Source organism: Burkholderia territorii, assembly GCF_001718335.1.
GTDB lineage: Bacteria > Pseudomonadota > Gammaproteobacteria > Burkholderiales > Burkholderiaceae > Burkholderia > Burkholderia territorii.
On the sequence record NZ_CP013366.1, the window covers coordinates 2,428,252 to 2,447,451 of the forward strand.

General features: G+C 69.5%; 18 protein-coding genes. 2 read left to right on the plus strand and 16 right to left on the minus strand.

What is annotated here, in order from left to right:
- Positions 1-58 precede the first annotated feature (58 nt).
- From WS51_RS21780 to WS51_RS21855, 16 genes are all read right to left on the minus strand, one after another.
- Positions 59-676, minus strand: coding sequence for a DUF924 family protein (locus WS51_RS21780; RefSeq protein WP_059502630.1), 618 nt, complete (start codon positions 674-676; stop codon positions 59-61).
- Complete coding sequence (locus WS51_RS21785; RefSeq protein WP_059770850.1) at positions 673-1,404, minus strand: alanyl-tRNA editing protein; 732 nt, start codon at positions 1,402-1,404, stop codon at positions 673-675. The genes WS51_RS21780 and WS51_RS21785 overlap by 4 nt, the downstream gene beginning before the upstream one ends.
- A 103-nt stretch (positions 1,405-1,507) precedes the next feature.
- Complete coding sequence (locus WS51_RS21790; protein WP_059502633.1) at positions 1,508-1,918, minus strand: group II truncated hemoglobin; 411 nt, start codon at positions 1,916-1,918, stop codon at positions 1,508-1,510.
- A gap of 42 nt (positions 1,919-1,960) precedes the next feature.
- A complete protein-coding gene (locus tag WS51_RS21795) occupies positions 1,961-4,465 on the minus strand; it encodes an ABC transporter permease (RefSeq protein WP_418219702.1) in 2,505 nt (834 codons plus the stop codon).
- A 107-nt stretch (positions 4,466-4,572) separates the two neighbouring features.
- Positions 4,573-5,190: a DUF4126 domain-containing protein gene (locus WS51_RS21800; RefSeq protein ID WP_040144699.1), complete on the minus strand. Its 618-nt coding sequence runs from the start codon at positions 5,188-5,190 to the stop codon at positions 4,573-4,575.
- 224 nt (positions 5,191-5,414) lie between these two features.
- Positions 5,415-5,735 (minus strand): quaternary ammonium compound efflux SMR transporter SugE, encoded by a 321-nt coding sequence (sugE, locus tag WS51_RS21805; protein WP_059448707.1) that lies wholly within the window; start codon positions 5,733-5,735, stop codon positions 5,415-5,417.
- A gap of 179 nt (positions 5,736-5,914) precedes the next feature.
- The gene (locus tag WS51_RS21810) at positions 5,915-6,199 is read right to left on the minus strand and encodes a putative hemolysin (protein ID WP_059502769.1); all 285 of its coding nucleotides are present in this window, start codon (positions 6,197-6,199) and stop codon (positions 5,915-5,917) included.
- 156 nt (positions 6,200-6,355) lie between these two features.
- A complete protein-coding gene (gene kdpE, locus WS51_RS21815; protein WP_059448706.1) occupies positions 6,356-7,054 on the minus strand; it encodes a two-component system response regulator KdpE in 699 nt (232 codons plus the stop codon).
- Positions 7,047-9,890, minus strand: a complete 2,844-nt coding sequence (locus tag WS51_RS21820) for a sensor histidine kinase (protein ID WP_059770845.1) — start codon at positions 9,888-9,890, stop codon at positions 7,047-7,049. Before WS51_RS21820 ends, kdpE begins: the two co-directional genes overlap by 8 nt.
- 147 nt (positions 9,891-10,037) lie before the next feature.
- A complete protein-coding gene (gene kdpC, locus WS51_RS21825) occupies positions 10,038-10,619 on the minus strand; it encodes a potassium-transporting ATPase subunit KdpC (protein WP_059542477.1) in 582 nt (193 codons plus the stop codon).
- Positions 10,620-10,646: 27 nt separating this feature from the next.
- A complete protein-coding gene (gene kdpB / locus WS51_RS21830) occupies positions 10,647-12,731 on the minus strand; it encodes a potassium-transporting ATPase subunit KdpB (protein WP_059502640.1) in 2,085 nt (694 codons plus the stop codon).
- 54 nt (positions 12,732-12,785) lie between these two features.
- A complete protein-coding gene (gene kdpA / locus WS51_RS21835; RefSeq protein WP_069229769.1) occupies positions 12,786-14,591 on the minus strand; it encodes a potassium-transporting ATPase subunit KdpA in 1,806 nt (601 codons plus the stop codon).
- Positions 14,588-14,680 (minus strand): K(+)-transporting ATPase subunit F, encoded by a 93-nt coding sequence (gene kdpF / locus WS51_RS21840; protein ID WP_006752209.1) that lies wholly within the window; start codon positions 14,678-14,680, stop codon positions 14,588-14,590. Before kdpF ends, kdpA begins: the two co-directional genes overlap by 4 nt.
- A gap of 312 nt (positions 14,681-14,992) precedes the next feature.
- Complete coding sequence (locus WS51_RS21845) at positions 14,993-15,967, minus strand: quinone oxidoreductase family protein (RefSeq protein ID WP_059502644.1); 975 nt, start codon at positions 15,965-15,967, stop codon at positions 14,993-14,995.
- A gap of 183 nt (positions 15,968-16,150) precedes the next feature.
- On the minus strand, positions 16,151-16,543 hold the full coding sequence (locus WS51_RS21850) for a methylglyoxal synthase (protein WP_069229770.1): 393 nt from the start codon (positions 16,541-16,543) through the stop codon (positions 16,151-16,153).
- A gap of 55 nt (positions 16,544-16,598) precedes the next feature.
- Positions 16,599-17,378, minus strand: coding sequence for an SDR family oxidoreductase (locus tag WS51_RS21855; RefSeq protein WP_059502648.1), 780 nt, complete (start codon positions 17,376-17,378; stop codon positions 16,599-16,601).
- Between the two features lie 219 nt (positions 17,379-17,597).
- Between WS51_RS21855 and upp the strand changes: the two genes are divergently transcribed.
- Positions 17,598-18,248, plus strand: coding sequence for a uracil phosphoribosyltransferase (upp, locus tag WS51_RS21860; RefSeq protein ID WP_006478229.1), 651 nt, complete (start codon positions 17,598-17,600; stop codon positions 18,246-18,248).
- A gap of 217 nt (positions 18,249-18,465) precedes the next feature.
- The gene (locus tag WS51_RS21865) at positions 18,466-19,194 is read left to right on the plus strand and encodes a YebC/PmpR family DNA-binding transcriptional regulator (RefSeq protein ID WP_059448698.1); all 729 of its coding nucleotides are present in this window, start codon (positions 18,466-18,468) and stop codon (positions 19,192-19,194) included.
- Positions 19,195-19,200 lie beyond the last annotated feature (6 nt).

Consider the following 19,200-nt stretch of genomic DNA (forward strand, 5'->3'; position numbering starts at 1 on the left):
GCCGCGCAACCGGCATCGAAGCGCGGTTTCACGCCGGCCGTCTCACCGCTCGCGCACGTCAGAACGACGAGCCCGGCTCGCGCAGGAATGCCGCCTCCGCATCGGTCGACGGACGGCCGAGAATCGCATTGCGGTGCGGAAAGCGGCCGAAGCGCTCGACCACGGCCGCATGACGCAACGCGAAGTCGTGATAGCTCTCGCACCCTGCCTCGCCGCGAATACCCGCGCACAGGCGCACGGCCTCGCGCTGGCTCTCGCCCGATTCGTCGTGTTCGAACGGCAGGTACGCAAACGCGCGGTGATGGCCGCTCGGCAATCGCGCATCCCAGCCGGCCGCGACGACGCGCCGCGCGAGCGCCAGCGCCTTCGGATCGGCCGCGAACGCGCGCGGCGTGCCGCGATGAATGTTGCGGGAGAACTGGTCGAGCACGACGATCAGCGCGAGCGCGCCGAGCGGCGTGTCGGCCCAGCGATCGTGGGCGCCGTCGCACGCGGCGTCGAGCAACGCGCCGTAGCGCGTCCGCAGCAAGTCGTCGAACGCCGCGCCGCCGTTGAACCACACCTTGCGCGCGTGGCCGAATTCGGCCGACCCCGGCTCGCCGAACCAGAAATCGAGAATCTCGCGTGCTTGCGGATCGAGCGCCGCGGCACTGTCCGTCGGGTGTTCGACCGTCATGCAAACTCCAGGACGAGGCGCCGTGTCCGCGCGCTCTTCTTTTCAAGTTTGGCGACCCGCAGGTCGCCGATTTCCGACGTATTGCGCACATGCGTGCCGCCGCACGGTTGAAGATCGACGCCTTCGATGCGCAACAGCCGCACGCGGCCCAGCCCCAGCGGCGGCTTCACGCTCATCGTGCGCACGAGCTCGGGCCGCCCGGTCATCTCGGCGTCGGTGATCCATTCGGTGGTGACGGCATGCGCGCCGTGGACCAGCGCCGCGAGACGGCGCTCGACGTCGACGCGGTCGATCGCGTCCGACGTCGCGAAATCGAGCCGCACGTAGTCGGCCGTCACGCTGCAGCCGTCGACCGGATACGGCAGCACCGCGCACATCAGGTGCGCGGCCGTATGCAGCCGCATGTGCCGGTAGCGGCGCAGCCAGTCGATGCCCGCGACCACGCGCGCGCCCGGCACGAGCGCCGCGACGTGCGCTTCCTGGCCCGGCGCGGGCACGTGCACGGCATCGTCCGGCGTCGCGCCGTCGAACTTCGCCTTGCGCGTGTCGGCGATCGCGATCGTGCTGCCGTCAGGCAGCGTCAGCGTGCCGCTGTCGCCGGCCTGCCCGCCGCCAAGCGGATAGAACACGGTGCGGTCGAGCCGGATGCCGTCGTCGCCGACGGCCGCGACGACGGCCTCGCATTGCGTCAGATAGGCATCTTCACGAAACAGGGCATGAGTCGTCATCGGGCGAGCCTCGTATCGATGGGGAAACGGTCAGTGTCGCGCCGCACCGGCCAGGCGCCCAGACGCAGATCGTCCGGGATGCGGACAGCGGCGTACCGGTCGATCAACCGGGCCGGTTGCGCATCCAGTCGGCCGTGTCGTAGAACGAATGCATGAGCCGTTCACGCAACGGCTCGGCCAGCCCGATGTCCTCCATCGCCCACGCCATGCAGCGCAGCCATTGATCGCGCTCGACCGATGCGATCGGGAACGGCAGGTGCCGCGCGCGCAGCCGCGGATGACCGAACCGGCTGATGTAGTGGTCGGGGCCGCCGAGCCAGCCGCTCAGGAACCAGAACAGCTTGTCGCGCGAGCCGTCGAGCGACGCCGGATGCAGCGCGCGAATCTGCGCGAACTCGGGCTCGAGGTCCATCAGGTCGTAAAAGCGGTCCACCATTTCGCGCACGCGGGCTTCGCCGCCCACGAGCTCGAACGCCGTCGGCTGCGACGGCGCTTCATCATTCACATCGGTCATACGAATCGTCGAAAACGGGATAGTCGGGGCCGCCGGCGGCGCTCACGCGTCGCGCAGCGACTGCAGCGCCGGGCGCCGCAACACATTATGCAGGCTCAGCCAGCCGGCCGCACCGGCGCACGCGACGCCGGCCGCGATACCGGCCGGCACGAGCCACGGATCGACGGCGAGCTGGAAGTCGAACACGCGCGACGCCAGCACCCAGCCGACCGCGATCGCACCGGCCGACGCCAGCGCGCCGGCGAGCGCGCCGACGACGACGAATTCCGCGCGCTGCACCGCATTGACCTGCGCGCGCGACGCGCCGAGCGCACGCAGCAGCGCGGCCTCGCGCACGCGCTCGTCGCGCGAGCCGGCAAGCGCCGTGTACAGCACGAGCACGCCCGCCGCGAGCGTGAACGCAAACAGGAACTGCACCGCGCCGACCACCTGCAGCATCATCCGCTGCAACTGGGCAAGGATCGGCGCGACGTCGATCGCGGTCAGGTTCGGGTAGCGCGCGATCAGCGGATCGAGCAACGCCGCCTGCTCGGCCGGCAAATGGAAGCTCGTCAGGTAGACAGCCGGGAAATCCTTCAGCACCGGCGGCGGCATCAGCACGAAAAAGTTGACGCGAAACGAGCCCCAGTCGAGCTTGCGCACGCTGGTGATCGGCGCATCGACCGTGAGCCCCGTCACGTCGAAGCGCAGCGTGTCGCCCGGCTTCACGTTCAGTGTCTTCGCGAGCCCGGCTTCGATCGAGATCTGCGGGCTGGCCGAGCGGCCGAACCAGTCGCCGGCGACGATCCGGTTGTCGGAAGGCAGCTCGCTCGTGTACGACAGGTTGAACTCGCGGTCGACGAGCCGGCGCGCCTCGTCCGACGGGTACGCGTCCGGGTTGACCGGCTTGCCGTTGATCGCGACGAGCCGGCCGCGCACCATCGGCGCGGGCACCGCGTCGCGTATGCCATGCGCGGCGAGCCACGCCGCGACGTCGGCGCGCTGGTCGGGCTGGATGTCGATCAGGAACTGGTTCGGCGCGTCGGGCGGCGTCGACTGCCGCCAGCCGGCGACGAGGTCGTTGCGCGTGATCGCGATCAGCAACAGGCACATCAGCCCCAGCGCGAGCGCGGTGATCTGCAGCGCGCTCGCCGTGCCGCGCCGGTGCAGCGACGCGAGCGCATAGCGCCACCCGACGCCGGCAGCCACGCGCGCATCGCGCACCGCGCGCGCCGCCACGTAGAGCACGAGCCGCGCGATCAGCGAAAAACCGATCAATGCGCCCGCGAATCCGCCCGCGACGATCAGCCCGAGCTTGAGGTTGCCCGCCGCGACGATCAGCAGCCCCGCGAACAGCACGACGCCGAGCGCATACAACGCCCAGGCCGTGCGCGAAGCGTCGCCCCAGTCGCGCCGCAGCACACGCACCGGCGGCACGCGCGTGAGCGGTGCAAGCGGCGGCAGCGCGAAGCCGAGCAGCAGCACGAGCGCGGCGCCGATGCCGACGAGCGCGGGCCAGGGCGTGGGCGGCGGCAGCACGACGTCGATCAGGCTGCCGAGCGCCGCGAGGAGCGCCCAGTGGCCGCCGTAGCCGAGCAACGCGCCGGCGCCCCCCGAGACGATGCCGACGCCGGCGAATTCGAGCGCGAACAGCGCGCCGAGCGTGCGGCGGCTCACGCCGAGGCAGCGCATCGTCGCGCAGCCGTCCAGATGGCGCCGCATGTAGCGCTGCGCGGCCATCGCGATTGCGACCGCCGCGAGCAGCGCGGTGAGCAGCGCGACGAGCGTCAGGAAATGGCGCGCGCGATCGAGCGTCTGGCGCACCTGCGGCTGGCCTTCCTGCAACGATTCGAGGCCGACGCCGCGCAGCTTGCCGCCGTCGACGCGCCCGTGCGCGTAAGCCTCGAAGCGCGCGACGGCCGGCGTGTCGCCGGCCACGAGCAGCCGGTACGTGACGCGGCTGCCGTAGCCGGTGAGCCCGGTCGCGGCGAGTTCGTCCGCGCGCATCATCAGCCGCGGCGAAAAATTGACGAACGAAAAACCGCGATCGAGTTCGCGGGAGATCGACGCGGCGACCGTGAACGTGCGCAGCCCGACACGCACGGTGCCGCCTGCCTTCAGATGCAACGCATCGAGCAATGCGGGATCGGCCCACACGGTACCGGGCGCGGGGATCGCGGTCGCCTTGTGCGCGGCGCTCGCGCCGGCCGGCACGATCTCGACCGCGCCGCGCAGCGGATACCCGGTGGATACGGCCTTCACCGCCGCGAGGCGCGCGGGCGCCGCGTCGCCCGCCTGCCCGCCGGCGGCCGCTGCGATCATGCTCGGGAAAATCGCGGTGGTCGCGGTACGCAGCCCGAGCGCACGCGCCTCGCGGTCGAACGACGGATCGACGGGATGATCGGCGCGCACGACGAAATCGGCGCCGAGCATCTGGCGCGCGTCGCGCTCGAGCCCCTGGCGCAGCCGGTCGGCGAGGAAACCGACGCTCGTCAGCGCGGCGACCGCAAGTACCAGCGCCAGCACGAGCAGCGTGAGTTCACCGGCGCGCCAGTCGCGCGCGGTCATCCGCGCCGCCTGGCGGATCAGGTCGTGCCAGCCGAAGCGGCCGGCATGGCCGGGCCGCCCGGCCGGCAAAGGGTCGGCAGGCTGCCGCTCGGCGGGTGAAGGCGCCTTCAATCGCGCTTGCCCCCGATCGAGTTGAGCCGCGACACCATGTGGTTCGCCATTCCGCGAAAGCCGCCCGACACGCCGCGCCACAGACGCGGCAGCGCCCAGGCCGACGCCGCGATGAACGCCGCGAGCAATACGAGGAAGGCGAGCGGAACGAAGAACGCGAGAGCGAGGCCGCCGAACACGAGGCCGTCCTCGGTGGACGACGCGACCCAGTTCGAGATCGGCTCGGGAGACAGGTTGATCAGCGCGCGCGTGCCGGCCTTCGCGACGTGCGCGGCACCGGCGAGCGAACCGCCGGCCAGCCCGGCGACCGCGAGCACGGTCGGGTCGGCATGGCCGAGTGCGCCGGCGGCCAGCACCGCGCCGGCCGGAATGCGGATGAAGGTGTGCACCGCGTCCCACAGCGAATCGAACGCCGGAATCTTGTCGGCAAGGAATTCGGTGACGGCGAGCACGGCGGCCGCGCCGATGACCCACGGCGACGTCAGGACCGCGAGCGTGTCCGGCAGATGGAGCCAGCCGACCCGCGCGAGCACGCCGGCGATCAACACCGTCAGGTAAAGGCGCAGCCCGCTCGCCCACGCGAGCCCCGCGCCGAGCGAAATGGCTTCGATCATGGCCCTCTCCTTGCACTTTACCGTGCGCTTTGCCGATTGATCGGATCGAGTCGGTGCGACGGCCGCGCGGCGCGTGGCGACCGGAGCCGCGCGGCCGGGAGCGGCGCGGCGACATTCAGGCCCGAATGCGTTCCATTATAGACAGGCTCGCCGGCGGGCCGGCGCAATTCCGCGGTGCATCACGACTGGGGGCGTCCGCCGGTGGGCGCGCCGGCCCGTCGGCATCAGGCAGCCGACGACAGCTTCAGGCCGACCAGCCCGAGCACGATCAGCGACGCGCTCGCGACGCGGGCGACCGTGAGCGCCTCGCCCATCATCACGATCCCGAACACGAATGCACCGACCGCGCCGATGCCCGTCCATACCGCATATGCGGTGCCGAGCGGCAACTGGCGCATCGCGACCGCGAGCAGCCCGAAGCTGGCCAGCGCCGTGACGATCGTAAACACCGACGGTCCGAGCTTCGTGAAACCCTCGGACGACTTCATGCCGGCGGCCCAGGCCACTTCCAGCAAACCGGCAATCAACAACAATACCCACGCCATCTCGACGTACTCCAGAACGGATGGGGCCGTCCCCGTTGCAGCGAATGGCCCGGGGTCGTCCCCGGGCGGCGCCGAGTATAACAAGGCGCTAACGGGCAAGCCGGATGCGCGGCTCCCGGCGGCGAACGGAGATCGGGCGGACGCGCGGTGCGACCCCGCCCGTCCTGCCGCACGCGGCTTCAGTTCGACACGCGCTTGGCCCCGACACCGCCGACGCAGCGGTCGTCGCGATACAGCGCCCACTCGTCGCACACGCGGCCGTCCTTGAACACGCACATGCCGACCTGCCCGCGCGGCAGATTGCGGATCACGTGGCGTCCGCCGAGCTTTTCGCAATTGACCGACGCGGGATTGGCGAGCGTCTGCTGTGACGCGGGAGGCTGTTGTCCGGGCGGCAGCGGCTGCGCGAACGCGCCGGGCGCGGCAAGCGCCAGCGCACTGATGACGACGAGACGGACGGACATGGCACGCTCCTCGGTTTCGTTCGCACAACGGTCAGCATAGCGGGGAATCCGCGGCCGGTGTGCGCCGCCGGCGCATGCGGCAGCAATGTCGCGCCGATGCAACTTCACCGGCGTGCCGCGCTGCATTCACGCCGCATCGCGCGGCATGCCGCGACGTCACGCAGCGCCGACAAGCCGGTAGCCGACGCCGGTTTCGGTGACGATGTGCTCGGGCTGCGCGGGATCGCGTTCGAGCTTCTGGCGCAGATGCGCCATGTAGATGCGCAGATAGTGATGACTCTCGACGTGCGACGGCCCCCAGACGTCGCGCAACAGCTGACGGTGCGTGAGCACGCGCCCCGCATGCCGCACGAGCGTCGCGAGCAGCCGGTATTCGAGCGGCGTCAAATGCACGATCTCGCCGTCGCGCCACACCTGGCGCAGCGCGAGATCGACGCTCACGCCGCCGAAATTCACCTTCGGCGATTCGTTCGCGCCGCCCTGGTTGCGCCGGCGCAGTTGTGCGCGGATGCGCGCACGCAGCTCGGACACGCCGAACGGCTTGGTCAGGTAGTCGTCGGCGCCCGCGTCGAGCGCGGCGACCTTCTCCTCTTCCTGCGTGCGCGCGGACAGCACGATCACCGGCACCTCGGACCACCCGCGCAGCTCGCGGATCACGTCGAGGCCGTCGGTGTCGGGCAGCCCGAGGTCGACGATCACGAGATCGGGCTTGCGGGTCGCCGCATCGATCAGCCCCTGCTTGCCCGTCTCCGCCTCGAACACGGCGACGCCGTCCTCTTCGAGCGCGGCGCGCACGAAGCGGCGGATCTGTTTCTCGTCCTCGATCAGGACGACGGTCAGGCTCGGTTCACTCATGGTCTGGCAATGGCTCGGAGGGGGACGATGCGCCGGGCATGTCGAGTTCGTCGTCGGGTACGGCAGGCACGGCCGGCGGCGTGTCGACCGGCAGCGTGAACCAGAAGCGCGCGCCCGTCACGCGGCCGTCGGGCGCGGTACGGTTGAGTGCGCCGATTTTACCGCCGTGCGCCTCGACGATCGCGCGGCAGATCGCAAGGCCGAGCCCGATGCCGGGCGTCGCCGATTCCTTCTCGCCACGCGTGAACTTGTCGAAGATCCGCGTTTCCATGCCGGCCGGCAGCCCCGGGCCGTGATCGTCGACATGCACGCGCACGAATGGCTGGCCGTCGTCGGTCACGCGCTCGGCGCCGATGTCGATCGACGTATCGGGCGGCGTGTACTTCGCCGCGTTCTCGAACAGGTTGGTGAACAGCCGCTCCATCAGCACCGCGTCCATCTGCAGCAGCGGCAGGTCGGGCGGCAGCGACACGCGCGCGGGATGCCGCGCGAGCACGCGCTTGCACGCGGCGAGCGCGGCGCCGACGGTTTCCTCGAGCAGCGACCACTGGCGCTTGAGCTGCAGGCTGCCGGCCTGCAGCCGCGCCATGTCGAGCAGGTTCGTGACGATGCCGGTCATCCGCAGCGCCTCGTCGTGGATCGCGTCGACCAGCTCGCCCTCGCGCTGCGCGACGCGTTCGGCCGCCGCGGCGTCGCCGTCGCGCGCGGCCGCGCGTCCGTTCGCGAGCATCGAAGAGAAACCGACGATCGTCGTGAGCGGCGTGCGCAGGTCGTGCGAGATCGCCGACAGCAGCGAGTTGCGCAGCCGCTCGGACTCCATGTTGACGAGCGCGTCGCGCGCGATCTCGACGTAGTGCACGCGCTCGAGCGCAAGCGCGATTTGCGCGGCGAACGCATCGAGCATCCGCAACTGCTCGGGCACCTCGAGCTCACGAGGGTCGCGCGACGCGACCGCGAGCACGCCACGCGTGCGCATCGGCGCCTTCAGCGGCAGGTACAGCGCGGCGGTCGCGGGCAGCGTGTCGGTGCCGCGCCCGGCCGGCTTCTGCTGGTCGTACACCCACTGGCCGACGTCGCTGTCGAGATCGGCGCCGGTGAGCGTGACGGCCGCGTCGGGCTCCTCGATCTTCTGCCGCACCTGGTCCGCACTGTCGGGCAGCAGGAACGCGACGCGCGCGCGAAACACCTCGCCCACGTGGCGGCTGCCGATCTCGACGATCTGCTCGGTCGTCAACGCCGCGCCGAGTTCGCGCGCCATCGCGTAGATCGCGCCCGTGCGCCGCTCGCGACGCTGCGCGATGCTCGCCTGGCGCGTCAGCGTCGACGTCAGGTGGCTGATCACGAGCGACGTCAGCAGCATCCCGAAGAAGGTCAGCAGATACTGCGTGTCGCTGACCGAGAACGACATGCGCGGCGGCACGAAGAAGAAATCGAACGCGGCGACCGACAGGAACGACTGCAGCACGCCCGGCCCGCGTCCGAGCCGCACGGCCGAGAACACGACGCCGAGCAGGTACAGCATCACGAGGTTCGTCAGGTCGAGCCGCTCGGACACGATGCTCGCGACGCCGGTGATCGCCGCGCAGATCGCGGCCGCGTACAGGTAGTGACGCGGCGGAGAGCGCCGCATGCCGAACTGCGCGAACGCGTCGCGCCAGTCGCGCGCGCGTGCGTCGAGCGGCGCCGCGCGCACTTCGTCGCTTGCTGACGCGCGAATCAGCATCAGGTCGACGTCGCCCGCGCGTTCGGCGAGCTTTTCGCCGAACGGCCGCGCGAAGCGACGCGCGAGCCCGACCTTCGGCGAGCCGCCCGCGACGAGCTTCGACACGTTGCGCACCTTCGCATAGCCGATCAGCGCGGCGACCGCGTCGTCGCCCGCGAGTGTGGCCGTCTCCGCGCCGAGCTCGGCCGCGAGCTTCAGCGCATCGAGCGTGCGCTGCCGGCGCGCGTCGGGCAGCCGTTGCAGCCGCGGCGTCTCCACGTAGACGGCGATCCAGTCGGCCTTCAGGCTCGCGGCGAGCCGCGCGGCCGCGCGCACGAGCGTCGGCGCCTCGGGGCCCGGGCCGACGCATACGAGCAGCCGCTCGCGCGCCTGCCAGATACGCTGGATCGAACGGTCGGCACGGTATTCGCGCATCTGCGCGTCGACGCGGTCGGCCGTGCGTCGCAGCGCCAGTTCGCGCAGCGCGATCAGGTTGCCCTTGCGGAAGAAGTTGCGCACCGCGCGCTCGGCCTGCTGCGCGAGATAGACCTTGCCGTCGCGCATCCGCGCGAGCAGTTCCTCGGCCGGCAGGTCGACCAGCGTGACCTCGTCGGCCGCGTCGAACACGCGGTCGGGCACGGTCTCCCACACGCGGATGCCGGTGATCGCACCGACCACGTCGTTCAGGCTTTCGAGGTGCTGGACATTGACGGTGGTGTACACGTCGATGCCCGCGTCGAGCAGTTCGTAGACGTCCTGCCAGCGCTTCAGGTGACGCGCGCCCTGCACGTTCGAATGCGCGAGCTCGTCGACGAGGATCAGTTGCGGCGCGCGCGCGAGCGCGCCGTCGAGATCGAATTCGCTGAGCGTGCGGCCGCGATAGTCGATGCGCGCAAGCGGCAGCACGTCGAGGCCGTCGAGCAGCGCGGCGGTTTCATTGCGGCCGTGGGTCTCGACGATGCCGACGACGACGTCGACACCCTCCTGCCGGCGCTGGCGCGCGGCCTGCAGCATCGCATAGGTCTTGCCGACGCCGGCGGACGCGCCGAAGAAGATCTTGAGCTGGCCGCGCCGCTGCTTTTCTTCGTCTCGCTGCAGCTTGTCGAGGAGTTGGTCGGGATCGGGGCGGTTCATGCGTCAGGAAGGCGAAGCGCGGGATGGCGAACGAGTACTGTCATTGTTGTTCCAAATCGCCGCAAAAGGCAAAGACGGCGCATGCGCCGTCGGAAAGACGCGCCCGACGCGGATCGGGCCGCGCCGGACGCCGGTTGCCGCATGCGCTCAGTGCGCGGCCTGCGCCGCATCGAGCGCGAGGTTCAGCTTCAGCACGTTCACGCGCGGCTCGCCGAGCACGCCGAACTGGCGGCCCGTCGTGTTCGCGGCCACGAGCTGCGCGACCGCGCCGGCCGTCAGGTTGCGCGCCTTCGCGACACGCTCGACCTGGTACGCGGCGGCGGCCGGCGTGATCTCCGGATCGAGGCCGCTCGCCGACGCCGTCACGAGATCGACGGGCACGGGCTTCGACATGTCGGTGCCCGCGTCGCGCAGCGCGGCGATGCGCGCCTTCACCTGGTCGGCGAGCGACGGGTTCAGCGGGCCCAGGTTCGAGCCGCCGGAGCCGGTCGCGTTGTACGGCATCGGCGACGTGGCGGACAGCCGGCCCCAGAAATACTTCGGCGCATCGAACGACTGGCCGATCAGCGCGGAGCCGACCGCCTTGCCGTCCTTCTCGAGCAGGCTGCCGTTCGCCTGCGACGGAAACACGGCCTGGCCGAACACGGTCATCACGGCCGGGTATGCGAGCCCCGTCACGACGGTCAGTACGACGAAGATCACGACGAGCGGGCGAATCAACGATTTCATGATGGTTCTTCCTTCAGGTACGGCGCATCAGGCCCAGCCGAGCGCGGCGAGCGTCATGTCGATCAGCTTGATGAACGGGAACGGCAGCAGCACGCCGCCGAGGCCGTACACCAGCAGGTTGCGGCGCAGCAGCGACGCGGCGCCGAGCGGCCGGTAAGTGACGCCCTTCAGCGCGAGCGGGATCAGCGCGACGATGATCAGCGCATTGAAGATCACCGCCGACAGGATCGCCGACGCCGGCGAGCTCAGATGCATGATGTCGAGCACGCGCAGCTGCGGGTACGTCGTCACGAACGCGGCCGGGATGATCGCGAAATACTTCGCGATGTCGTTCGCGATCGAGAACGTCGTCAGCGAGCCGCGCGTCATCAGCATCTGCTTTCCGATCTCGACGATCTCGATCAGCTTCGTCGGGTTCGAATCGAGATCGACCATGTTGCCGGCTTCCTTCGCCGCCTGCGTGCCGGTGTTCATCGCGACCGCCACGTCGGCCTGCGCGAGCGCCGGCGCGTCGTTGGTGCCGTCGCCCGTCATCGCGACGAGGCGCCCCGCCGCCTGGTGCTCGCGGATCGTCGCGAGCTTGGTTTCCGGCGTCGCTTCCGCGAGGAAGTCGTCGACACCGGCCTCGGCCGCGATCGCCGCGGCGGTGAGGCGGTTGTCGCCCGTCACCATCACGGTCTTGATGCCCATCTTGCGCAGCTCCGCGAAGCGTTCCTTGATGCCGCCCTTCACGATGTCCTTCAACTCGATCACGCCCAGCACGCGCGCGACGCCGTCGTGCAGGTCGGCCACGACGAGCGGCGTGCTGCCGCGGCGCGCGACGTCGTCGACCGCGCGGCGCACGTCCTCCGGAAAACGGCTGCCGTGCGCCTCGACGTAGCGGCGAATCGCATCGGCCGCGCCCTTGCGGATCTCGCGGCCGGGCAGATCGACGCCGCTCATCCGCGTCTGCGCGGAGAAGCCGAGGAACGTCGCATGCAGTTGCGCCATGTCGCGCTGGCGGATGTTGAAGCGCTCCTTGGCCAGCACGACGATACTGCGGCCTTCCGGTGTTTCGTCGGCGAGCGACGACAGCTGCGCGGCGTCGGCCAGCGCTTCCTCGGTCACGCCCGGCGCGGGCACGAACGTCGACGCCTGGCGGTTGCCGAGCGTGATCGTGCCGGTCTTGTCAAGCAGCAGCACGTCGACGTCGCCGGCCGCCTCCACCGCGCGGCCCGACGTCGCGATCACGTTCGCCTGCATCATCCGGCTCATCCCGGCCACGCCGATCGCGGACAGCAGGCCGCCGATCGTCGTCGGGATCAGGCACACCAGCAGCGCGACGAGCGCGGTGATCGTCACCACGTGACCGGCCTTCATCGCTTCGACCGAGAACATCGAGAACGGCAGCAGCGTCGCGGTCGCGAGCAGCATCACGATCGTCAGCGCGACGAGCAGGATCGTCAGCGCGACCTCGTTCGGCGTCTTCTTGCGCTTCGCGCCTTCGACCATCGCGATCATCCGGTCGAGGAACGCCTCGCCGGGGTTCGCCGTGACCTTCACGACGATCCAGTCGGACAGCACGCGCGTGCCGCCCGTCACCGACGAGAAGTCGCCGCCCGATTCGCGGATCACCGGCGCGGATTCGCCGGTGATCGCCGATTCGTCGACCGACGCGACGCCCTCGACGACTTCGCCGTCGGCCGGGATCACGTCGCCGGCCTCGACCAGCACGACGTCGCCGCGGCGCAGGTCGGACGCGGTCGTGATGCGGATCGGCGACTTCGGATGCGGCTCGTTGAGCTTCTTCGCCATCACGTCCTTCTTCGCGCTGCGCAGCGATGCGGCCTGCGCCTTCGAGCGCCCTTCGGCGAGCGCTTCGGCGAAGTTCGCGAACAGCACCGTGAACCACAGCCACAGCGCGATCGCGAGGATGAAGCCCGCCGGCGCCTCGGCCTGGCCGGCAAGCGCCGCGATCCACAGGATCGTGGTCAGGATGCTGCCGACGTACACGCAGAACATCACCGGGTTGCGGAACTGCGTGCGCGGCGTGAGTTTCTTGAACGAATCCACGATCGCCGGGCGCAGCAGCGCCGGATCGAACATGGACCGTGTTGCGGAATGTTGAGTCATTGCGATCTCTTCAATCTCTTCAGTCTTTGCAAGGTGTCGCCATGTGCGCGCGCATCACGCGCCCAGCCACATCATCAGATGCTCGACGCCCGGGCCGAGCGCGAGCGCCGGCACGTAAGTCAGCGCGCCAACCAGCATCACGGTGCCGAGCAGCAGCACGACGAACAGCGGGCCGTGGGTCGGCAGCGTGCCGCTCGTCACCGCGATGCGCTTCTTCGCGGCGAGCGAGCCGGCGATCGCCAGCACCGGCACGATCGTGCCGAAGCGGCCGAACCACATCGCGATCGCGGTCATCCAGTTGTAGAACGGCGTGCCGACCGTCAGGCCCGCGAACGCGCTGCCGTTGTTGTTCGCGGCCGAGCTGAACGCGTACAGGATTTCCGAGAAGCCGTGTGGGCCCGGGTTCGCGATGCCGGCACGGCCGGCGTCCGCCAGCACCGCGATCGACGTGCCGACCAGCACGAGCAGCGGCGTGAGCAGCACGACGATCGACACCATCTTCATCTCGTACGACTCGATCTTCTTGCCGACGTATTCGGGCGTGCGGCCGATCATCAGGCCGGCGACGAACACCGCGAGCAGCGCGAACACGAGCATCCCGTAGAGGCCGGAGCCGACCCCGCCGTAGATCACCTCGCCGAGCTGCATCAGCAACATCGGCACGAGACCGCCGAGCGGCGTCAGCGAATCGTGCATCGTGTCGACCGCACCGCACGACGCGGCCGTCGTCGCGACCGTGAAGATGCCGGTCTGCGCGATGCCGAAGCGCGTTTCCTTGCCTTCCATGTTGCCGCCCGGCTGCAGCGCGCTCGTCGACTGGTCGACGTGCAGCGCGGCGAGCGTCGGATTGCCTGCCTGCTCGGCGCCGACCTCGACGCCGATCGCGATCGCGAACGCGACCGTCATCGCCGCGAGCACCGCGATGCCCTGCCGGCGGTCGCCGATCATGCGGCCGAACACGAGACACAACGCGGCCGGGATGATCAGGATCGAGAAGATCTGCACGAAGTTCGCGAACGGCGTCGGGTTCTCGTACGGGTGTGCGGAGTTCGCGTTGAAGAAGCCGCCGCCGTTGGTGCCGAGCATCTTGATCGCTTCCTGCGACGCGACCGGGCCCATCGCGAGCGTCTGCTTCACGAGCGGGGTCGGCACCGTCGCCGGGTTGCCCTTTTCGTCCTTCACCGCGTTGCCCTGCGCGTCGAGCTTCGGCGCCGCATACGTGCTGGCCTGCAGCACCGGCACGTCCTGGTACGCCTTCATGTTCTGGATCACGCCCTGGCTCATCAGCAGCGCGGCGACGAGCGCGGCCATCGGCACCAGCACGTACATCGTCACGCGCGTGAGGTCGACCCAGAAGTTGCCGATCGTCTGCGCGGTATGGCGCGCGAAGCCGCGAATCAGCGCGATCACGACGACGATGCCGGTCGCCGCCGACAGGAAGTTCTGCACGGTCAGGCCGAGCATCTGCGTGAGGTAGCTGACGGTCTGCTCGGGCGTGTAGTCCTGCCAGTTCGTGTTGGTGACGAAGCTCACGGCCGTGTTGAACGCGCCGTCGGCCGTCATCGCGCCGAATTGCTGCGGATTGCCGGGCAGGAAACCCTGCAGGCGCAGCAGGCCGTACAGGAACAGCGCACCGAGCGCGTTGAACGCGATCGTGGCGATCGCATACTGCCTCCAGTTCATTTCGGTGCCGGCGTCGACGCCGGCGATGCGGTACAGCACGCGCTCGAGCGGCCCGAACACGCGCACGACGCGCGAGCTGCCGTCCATCACGCCCGTCAGGTAGCGCGCGACCGGCACCGCCGCCGCGAGCAGCACGACGATGAACAGCAGCATCTGCAACAGGTTGTTCGCGTTCATTCGATGTCCTCCGCGCGCAGCAGCGCAAAGACGAGATACGCGAACAGCAGGGCCGTCGAGGCACCCGCGAGCCAAAGCATCCAGGTCATGCGCGCCCCCCGCGTCCGTATTGCACGAGCTTCTCGCAACCGGCGAGCAAACCGAGGATCAGCGCGGTGAACAACACCAGCGCGCCGATGAAAACCCCATCCATTTTTGTGTTCTCCGTCGTCGAAATCGGACGACTAGAACCTTATGGGAACGCGCGTAAAGGTCGGGTCAAAGGTGATCGGAGCGGTATAAAAAACGCGTAAACGCGTGCGACGAGGCAGGAATGGCGCGACGGATGAAGGCGGAACGGACGGGGGACGGCGCCGCCCGTCACGGTGCGTGCCGGCGTGGCGCCGGCACGAAGGGATACGTCACGGAACGAGGATCGTCGAGCCGGTCGTCTTGCGCGACTCGAGGTCGGCATGCGCGCGGCCGACTTCCGCGAGCGGATAGCGCTGGTTGATGCTGGTCTTCACCTTGCCCGACAGGATCACGTCGAACAGCTCGGCGGCCGCGGACTCGAGATCCGCACGCTTCGCGATGTACGAGAACAGCGTCGGCCGCGTGAAGAACAGCGAGCCGCGCGACGAGAATTCCTTCGAGTCGATCGGCGGCAGCGGGCCCGATGCATTGCCGAAGCTGACGAAATAGCCGAGCGGCGCGAGACAGTCGAGCGAACCGACGTAGGTGTCCTTGCCGATCGAATCGTAGACGACCGGCACGCCCGCGCCGTGCGTGATCTCCTTCACACGCTGCGTGAAGTTCTCGCGCGTGTAGACGACCGGATGATCGCAGCCGTGCGCTTTCGCGAGCGCGGCCTTCTCGTCGGAGCCGACAGTCCCGATCACGGTCGCGCCGAGCGCCTTCGCCCACTGGCACACGAGCAGGCCGACGCCGCCGGCCGCCGCGTGGATGAGGATCGTGTCACCGGCTTTCACCGGGTACGTGCGGCGCAGCAGGTAGTGCGCGGTCAGCCCCTGCAGCATCACCGATGCCGCGTCGTCGTAGCTGATCCCGTCGGGCAGCTTCACGAGCCGCTCGGCCGGCATCACGCGCTCCTGCGCATACGCGCCCGGCGGCTGCCCGACATAGGCGACGCGGTCGCCCGCCTTGAGCGCGGTCACGCCGTCGCCGACGGCCGTCACCTCGCCCGCCGCCTCCATCCCGAGGCCGCCGGGCAGCGGCTGCGGATAGAGGCCGGTGCGGAAATACACGTCGATGTAGTTGAGCCCGACCGCATGCTGCCGGATGCGGACTTCGCCCGCCTTCGGCGCGCCGACCTCGACATCGACCCACTTCATCACTTCCGGGCCGCCCGGCTGGTCGTATCGGATTGCTTTCGGCATCGTTTCGCTCCTCGTTTCTGAAGTTTCCGAATCTAGGTCAACGGATATTCGGGCCGCCGACGCGGGCCCGCACGATCGGTACGGGACCGGCGGCCGGGGCACGTCGCGACGCCCGATTCTCGCGCGTCACTGCGCAGCGTGCATGGCCCTGCCGTCAGTAAGGGCAATCGGCCTGGCGACGGGCTAGCAAACGTCCTGCATGATCCGCGCCAGATCGTCGAGCAGCATCCGCGCGGTGGCCACGTTCGTCGCGACCGGCACGTCGTGCACGTCGCACGCGCGCACCAGCGCGGTGATGTCCGGATCGTGCGGCTGCGCGGTCATCGGGTCACGCAGGAACACGACGATGTCGACGCGGCCTTCGGCCAGTTCCGCGCCGATCTGCAGGTCGCCGCCGAGCGGCCCCGACAGCTTGCGCTCGACCTCCAGGCCATGCGCGGCCGCGATGCGGCCGCCCGTCGTGCCCGTTCCGACCAGCCTGCATTGCGCGAGCGTATCGCGGTACTGGCCCGCGAGCGCGACGATCTCGTCCTTCTTCGCGTCGTGCGCGATCAATGCGATGCGGGGTTTGCTCATCTCCGGTTCCTTCGTGGTTCGATCGTTGTCGTAGGTGCGAATGGCGTCGCGCGCATCAGAACGTGCCCGGATACGCGCCGCCGTCGAGCAGCCAGTTCTGCCCGGTGATATAGCCGGCGTGCACGCTGCAGAGGAACGCGCACGCCGCGCCGAATTCGGCGCGCGTGCCGAGGCGCCCGGCCGGGATTTCCTTCGTGCGCCGCGCGCGCATCTCGTCGACCGTCACGCCCTGCGCCTTCGCCGAGGCCGCGAGCGTCGTCGCGATCCGGTCGGTGTCGAACAGCCCGGGCAGCAGGTTGTTGATGGTCACGCCCTGCCCCGCGACCTTGCGCGACAGCCCCGCGACGAAGCCGGTCAGCCCCGAGCGCGCGCCGTTGGACAGAGCGAGCACGTCGATCGGCGCCTTCACGGCCGAACTGGTGATGTTGACGATCCGGCCGAAGCCGCGCGCGATCATCCCGTCGACGGTCGCGCGGATCAGCTCGATCGGCGTGAGCATGTTCGACTCCAGCGCGCGGATCCAGTCGTCGTGCGAGAAATCGCGGAAGTCGCCGGGCGGCGGCCCGCCGGCATTCGTCACGAGAATGTCCGGCTGCGGGCACGCGGCGAGCGCGGCCGCGCGGCCGTCGGGCGTCGTGATGTCGCACGCGACGGCGGTGACCGACACGTTCGACCCGGCGCGGATCTCCTGCGCGGTTTGCTCCAGCGTGTCGCGCGTGCGCGCGACGATCACGAGATTCACGCCCTCGGCGGCCAGCGCTTCCGCGCAGCCGCGACCGAGGCCCTTGCTCGCCGCGCACACGAGCGCGGTCTTTCCTGCGATGCCGAGATCCATCGTCGATTCCCTTGTGGCGACGCGCGCCGGCCGAGCCCCCGCCGCGTTGCCGGAACGGGCGAGCGGTCGGGTACGGGCGCGCACGGCGCGCGGATTGTCGTGAGACGTCGATAATATCCGGATCACGTGGCGCGCCTTGGTAAAATTGCGGCCATAAGCGATGGCCGGCCTGGCGCCGGCGCCGCCCCCGATCCCCTTTTGCCGCCAAGGCACCCCGTCATGAAACAGGACAGCCGTTTCCCGAATCTCTTCATCACCGATCACCCGCTGATCCAGCACAAGCTGACCCACATGCGCGACAAGGACACGTCGACGCGCACGTTCCGCGAACTGCTGCGCGAGATCACGCTGCTGATGGGCTACGAGATCACCCGCAATCTGCCGATCACGACCAAGCGGGTCGAAACCCCGCTCGTGGCGGTCGACGCGCCGGTGATCGCGGGCAAGAAGCTCGCGATCGTGCCCGTGCTGCGCGCCGGCATCGGGATGTCGGACGGCCTGCTCGACCTGGTGCCGTCCGCGCGCGTCGGCCACATCGGCGTCTATCGCGCCGAGGATCACCGCCCGGTCGAATACCTGGTGCGCCTGCCCGATCTCGAGGATCGCATCTTCATCCTGTGCGACCCGATGGTCGCGACCGGTTATTCGGCCGTGCACGCGGTCGACGTGCTCAAGCGCCGCAACGTGCCGGCCGCGAACATCATGTTCGTCGCGCTGGTCGCGGCTCCCGAGGGCGTCCAGGTGTTCCAGGACGCGCACCCGGACGTGAAGCTGTTCGTCGCGTCGCTCGACTCGCACCTGAACGAGCATGCGTACATCGTGCCGGGCCTGGGCGACGCGGGCGACCGCCTGTTCGGCACCAAGAACTGACGCGTGCCGCGGCCGGGCCGCGCGGCCCGGCGCGCCGGGCGGCCCTCCCGGCCGTTCGGCCATGCACGGCGGCCCCGAAGCGACGGTCGCCGCGTGATAAAATCACGATCCACTCGACACGCGCGGCCCCGCGGCATCACGCCCGCCCAGACGGCCGCCGATTCAACGACACATTGGCACAATCGCCCGCGCAGCGCGCCCGGGCACGGAGAAAGGTATGGCTGGTCATTCGAAATGGGCCAACATCAAGCATAAGAAGGCAGCGGCCGACGCGAAGCGCGGCAAGATCTGGACCCGCCTGATCAAGGAAATCCAGGTCGCGGCCCGCCTCGGCGGCGGCGACGCCAGCTCGAACCCGCGTCTGCGTCTCGCCGTCGACAAGGCGGCCGACGCGAACATGCCGAAAGACAACGTCAAGCGCGCGATCGACCGCGGCGTCGGCGGCGCGGACGGCGCGAACTACGAAGAAATCCGCTACGAAGGCTACGGCATCGGTGGCGCGGCGATCATCGTCGACACGCTGACCGACAACCGCACCCGCACGGTCGCGGAAGTCCGTCACGCATTCTCGAAGTTCGGCGGCAACATGGGCACCGACGGTTCGGTCGCGTTCATGTTCGATCACGTCGGCCAGTTCCTGTTCGCGCCCGGCACGTCGGAAGACGCGCTGATGGAAGCGGCGCTCGAAGCCGGCGCGGACGACGTCAGCACGAACGACGACGGCTCGATCGAAGTGTTGTGCGACTGGCAGGCCTTCTCGGCCGTGAAGGACGCGCTCGAAGCGGCGGGCTTCAAGGCCGAGCTCGCCGAAGTGACGATGAAGCCGCAGAACGAAGTCGAATTCACCGGCGACGACGCGGCGAAGATGCAGAAGCTCCTGGACGCGCTCGAGAACCTCGACGACGTGCAGGAGGTGTATACGAACGCCGTCATCGTCGAGGAATGAGATGCC

What these genes read in the sequence shown, in the direction of transcription:
- WS51_RS21780 (WP_059502630.1), bottom strand. Translation starts at nt 676, where the DNA reads ATGACGGTCGAACACCCGACGGACAGTGCCGCGGCGCTCGATCCGCAA.
- WS51_RS21785 (WP_059770850.1), bottom strand. Translation starts at nt 1,404, where the DNA reads ATGACGACTCATGCCCTGTTTCGTGAAGATGCCTATCTGACGCAATGC.
- WS51_RS21790 (WP_059502633.1), bottom strand. Translation starts at nt 1,918, where the DNA reads ATGACCGATGTGAATGATGAAGCGCCGTCGCAGCCGACGGCGTTCGAG.
- WS51_RS21795 (WP_418219702.1), bottom strand. Translation starts at nt 4,465, where the DNA reads ATGACCGCGCGCGACTGGCGCGCCGGTGAACTCACGCTGCTCGTGCTG.
- WS51_RS21800 (WP_040144699.1), bottom strand. Translation starts at nt 5,190, where the DNA reads ATGATCGAAGCCATTTCGCTCGGCGCGGGGCTCGCGTGGGCGAGCGGG.
- sugE (WP_059448707.1), bottom strand. Translation starts at nt 5,735, where the DNA reads ATGGCGTGGGTATTGTTGTTGATTGCCGGTTTGCTGGAAGTGGCCTGG.
- WS51_RS21810 (WP_059502769.1), bottom strand. Translation starts at nt 6,199, where the DNA reads ATGTCCGTCCGTCTCGTCGTCATCAGTGCGCTGGCGCTTGCCGCGCCC.
- kdpE (WP_059448706.1), bottom strand. Translation starts at nt 7,054, where the DNA reads ATGAGTGAACCGAGCCTGACCGTCGTCCTGATCGAGGACGAGAAACAG.
- WS51_RS21820 (WP_059770845.1), bottom strand. Translation starts at nt 9,890, where the DNA reads ATGAACCGCCCCGATCCCGACCAACTCCTCGACAAGCTGCAGCGAGAC.
- kdpC (WP_059542477.1), bottom strand. Translation starts at nt 10,619, where the DNA reads ATGAAATCGTTGATTCGCCCGCTCGTCGTGATCTTCGTCGTACTGACC.
- kdpB (WP_059502640.1), bottom strand. Translation starts at nt 12,731, where the DNA reads ATGACTCAACATTCCGCAACACGGTCCATGTTCGATCCGGCGCTGCTG.
- kdpA (WP_069229769.1), bottom strand. Translation starts at nt 14,591, where the DNA reads ATGAACGCGAACAACCTGTTGCAGATGCTGCTGTTCATCGTCGTGCTG.
- kdpF (WP_006752209.1), bottom strand. Translation starts at nt 14,680, where the DNA reads ATGACCTGGATGCTTTGGCTCGCGGGTGCCTCGACGGCCCTGCTGTTC.
- WS51_RS21845 (WP_059502644.1), bottom strand. Translation starts at nt 15,967, where the DNA reads ATGCCGAAAGCAATCCGATACGACCAGCCGGGCGGCCCGGAAGTGATG.
- WS51_RS21850 (WP_069229770.1), bottom strand. Translation starts at nt 16,543, where the DNA reads ATGAGCAAACCCCGCATCGCATTGATCGCGCACGACGCGAAGAAGGAC.
- WS51_RS21855 (WP_059502648.1), bottom strand. Translation starts at nt 17,378, where the DNA reads ATGGATCTCGGCATCGCAGGAAAGACCGCGCTCGTGTGCGCGGCGAGC.
- upp (WP_006478229.1), top strand. Translation starts at nt 17,598, where the DNA reads ATGAAACAGGACAGCCGTTTCCCGAATCTCTTCATCACCGATCACCCG.
- WS51_RS21865 (WP_059448698.1), top strand. Translation starts at nt 18,466, where the DNA reads ATGGCTGGTCATTCGAAATGGGCCAACATCAAGCATAAGAAGGCAGCG.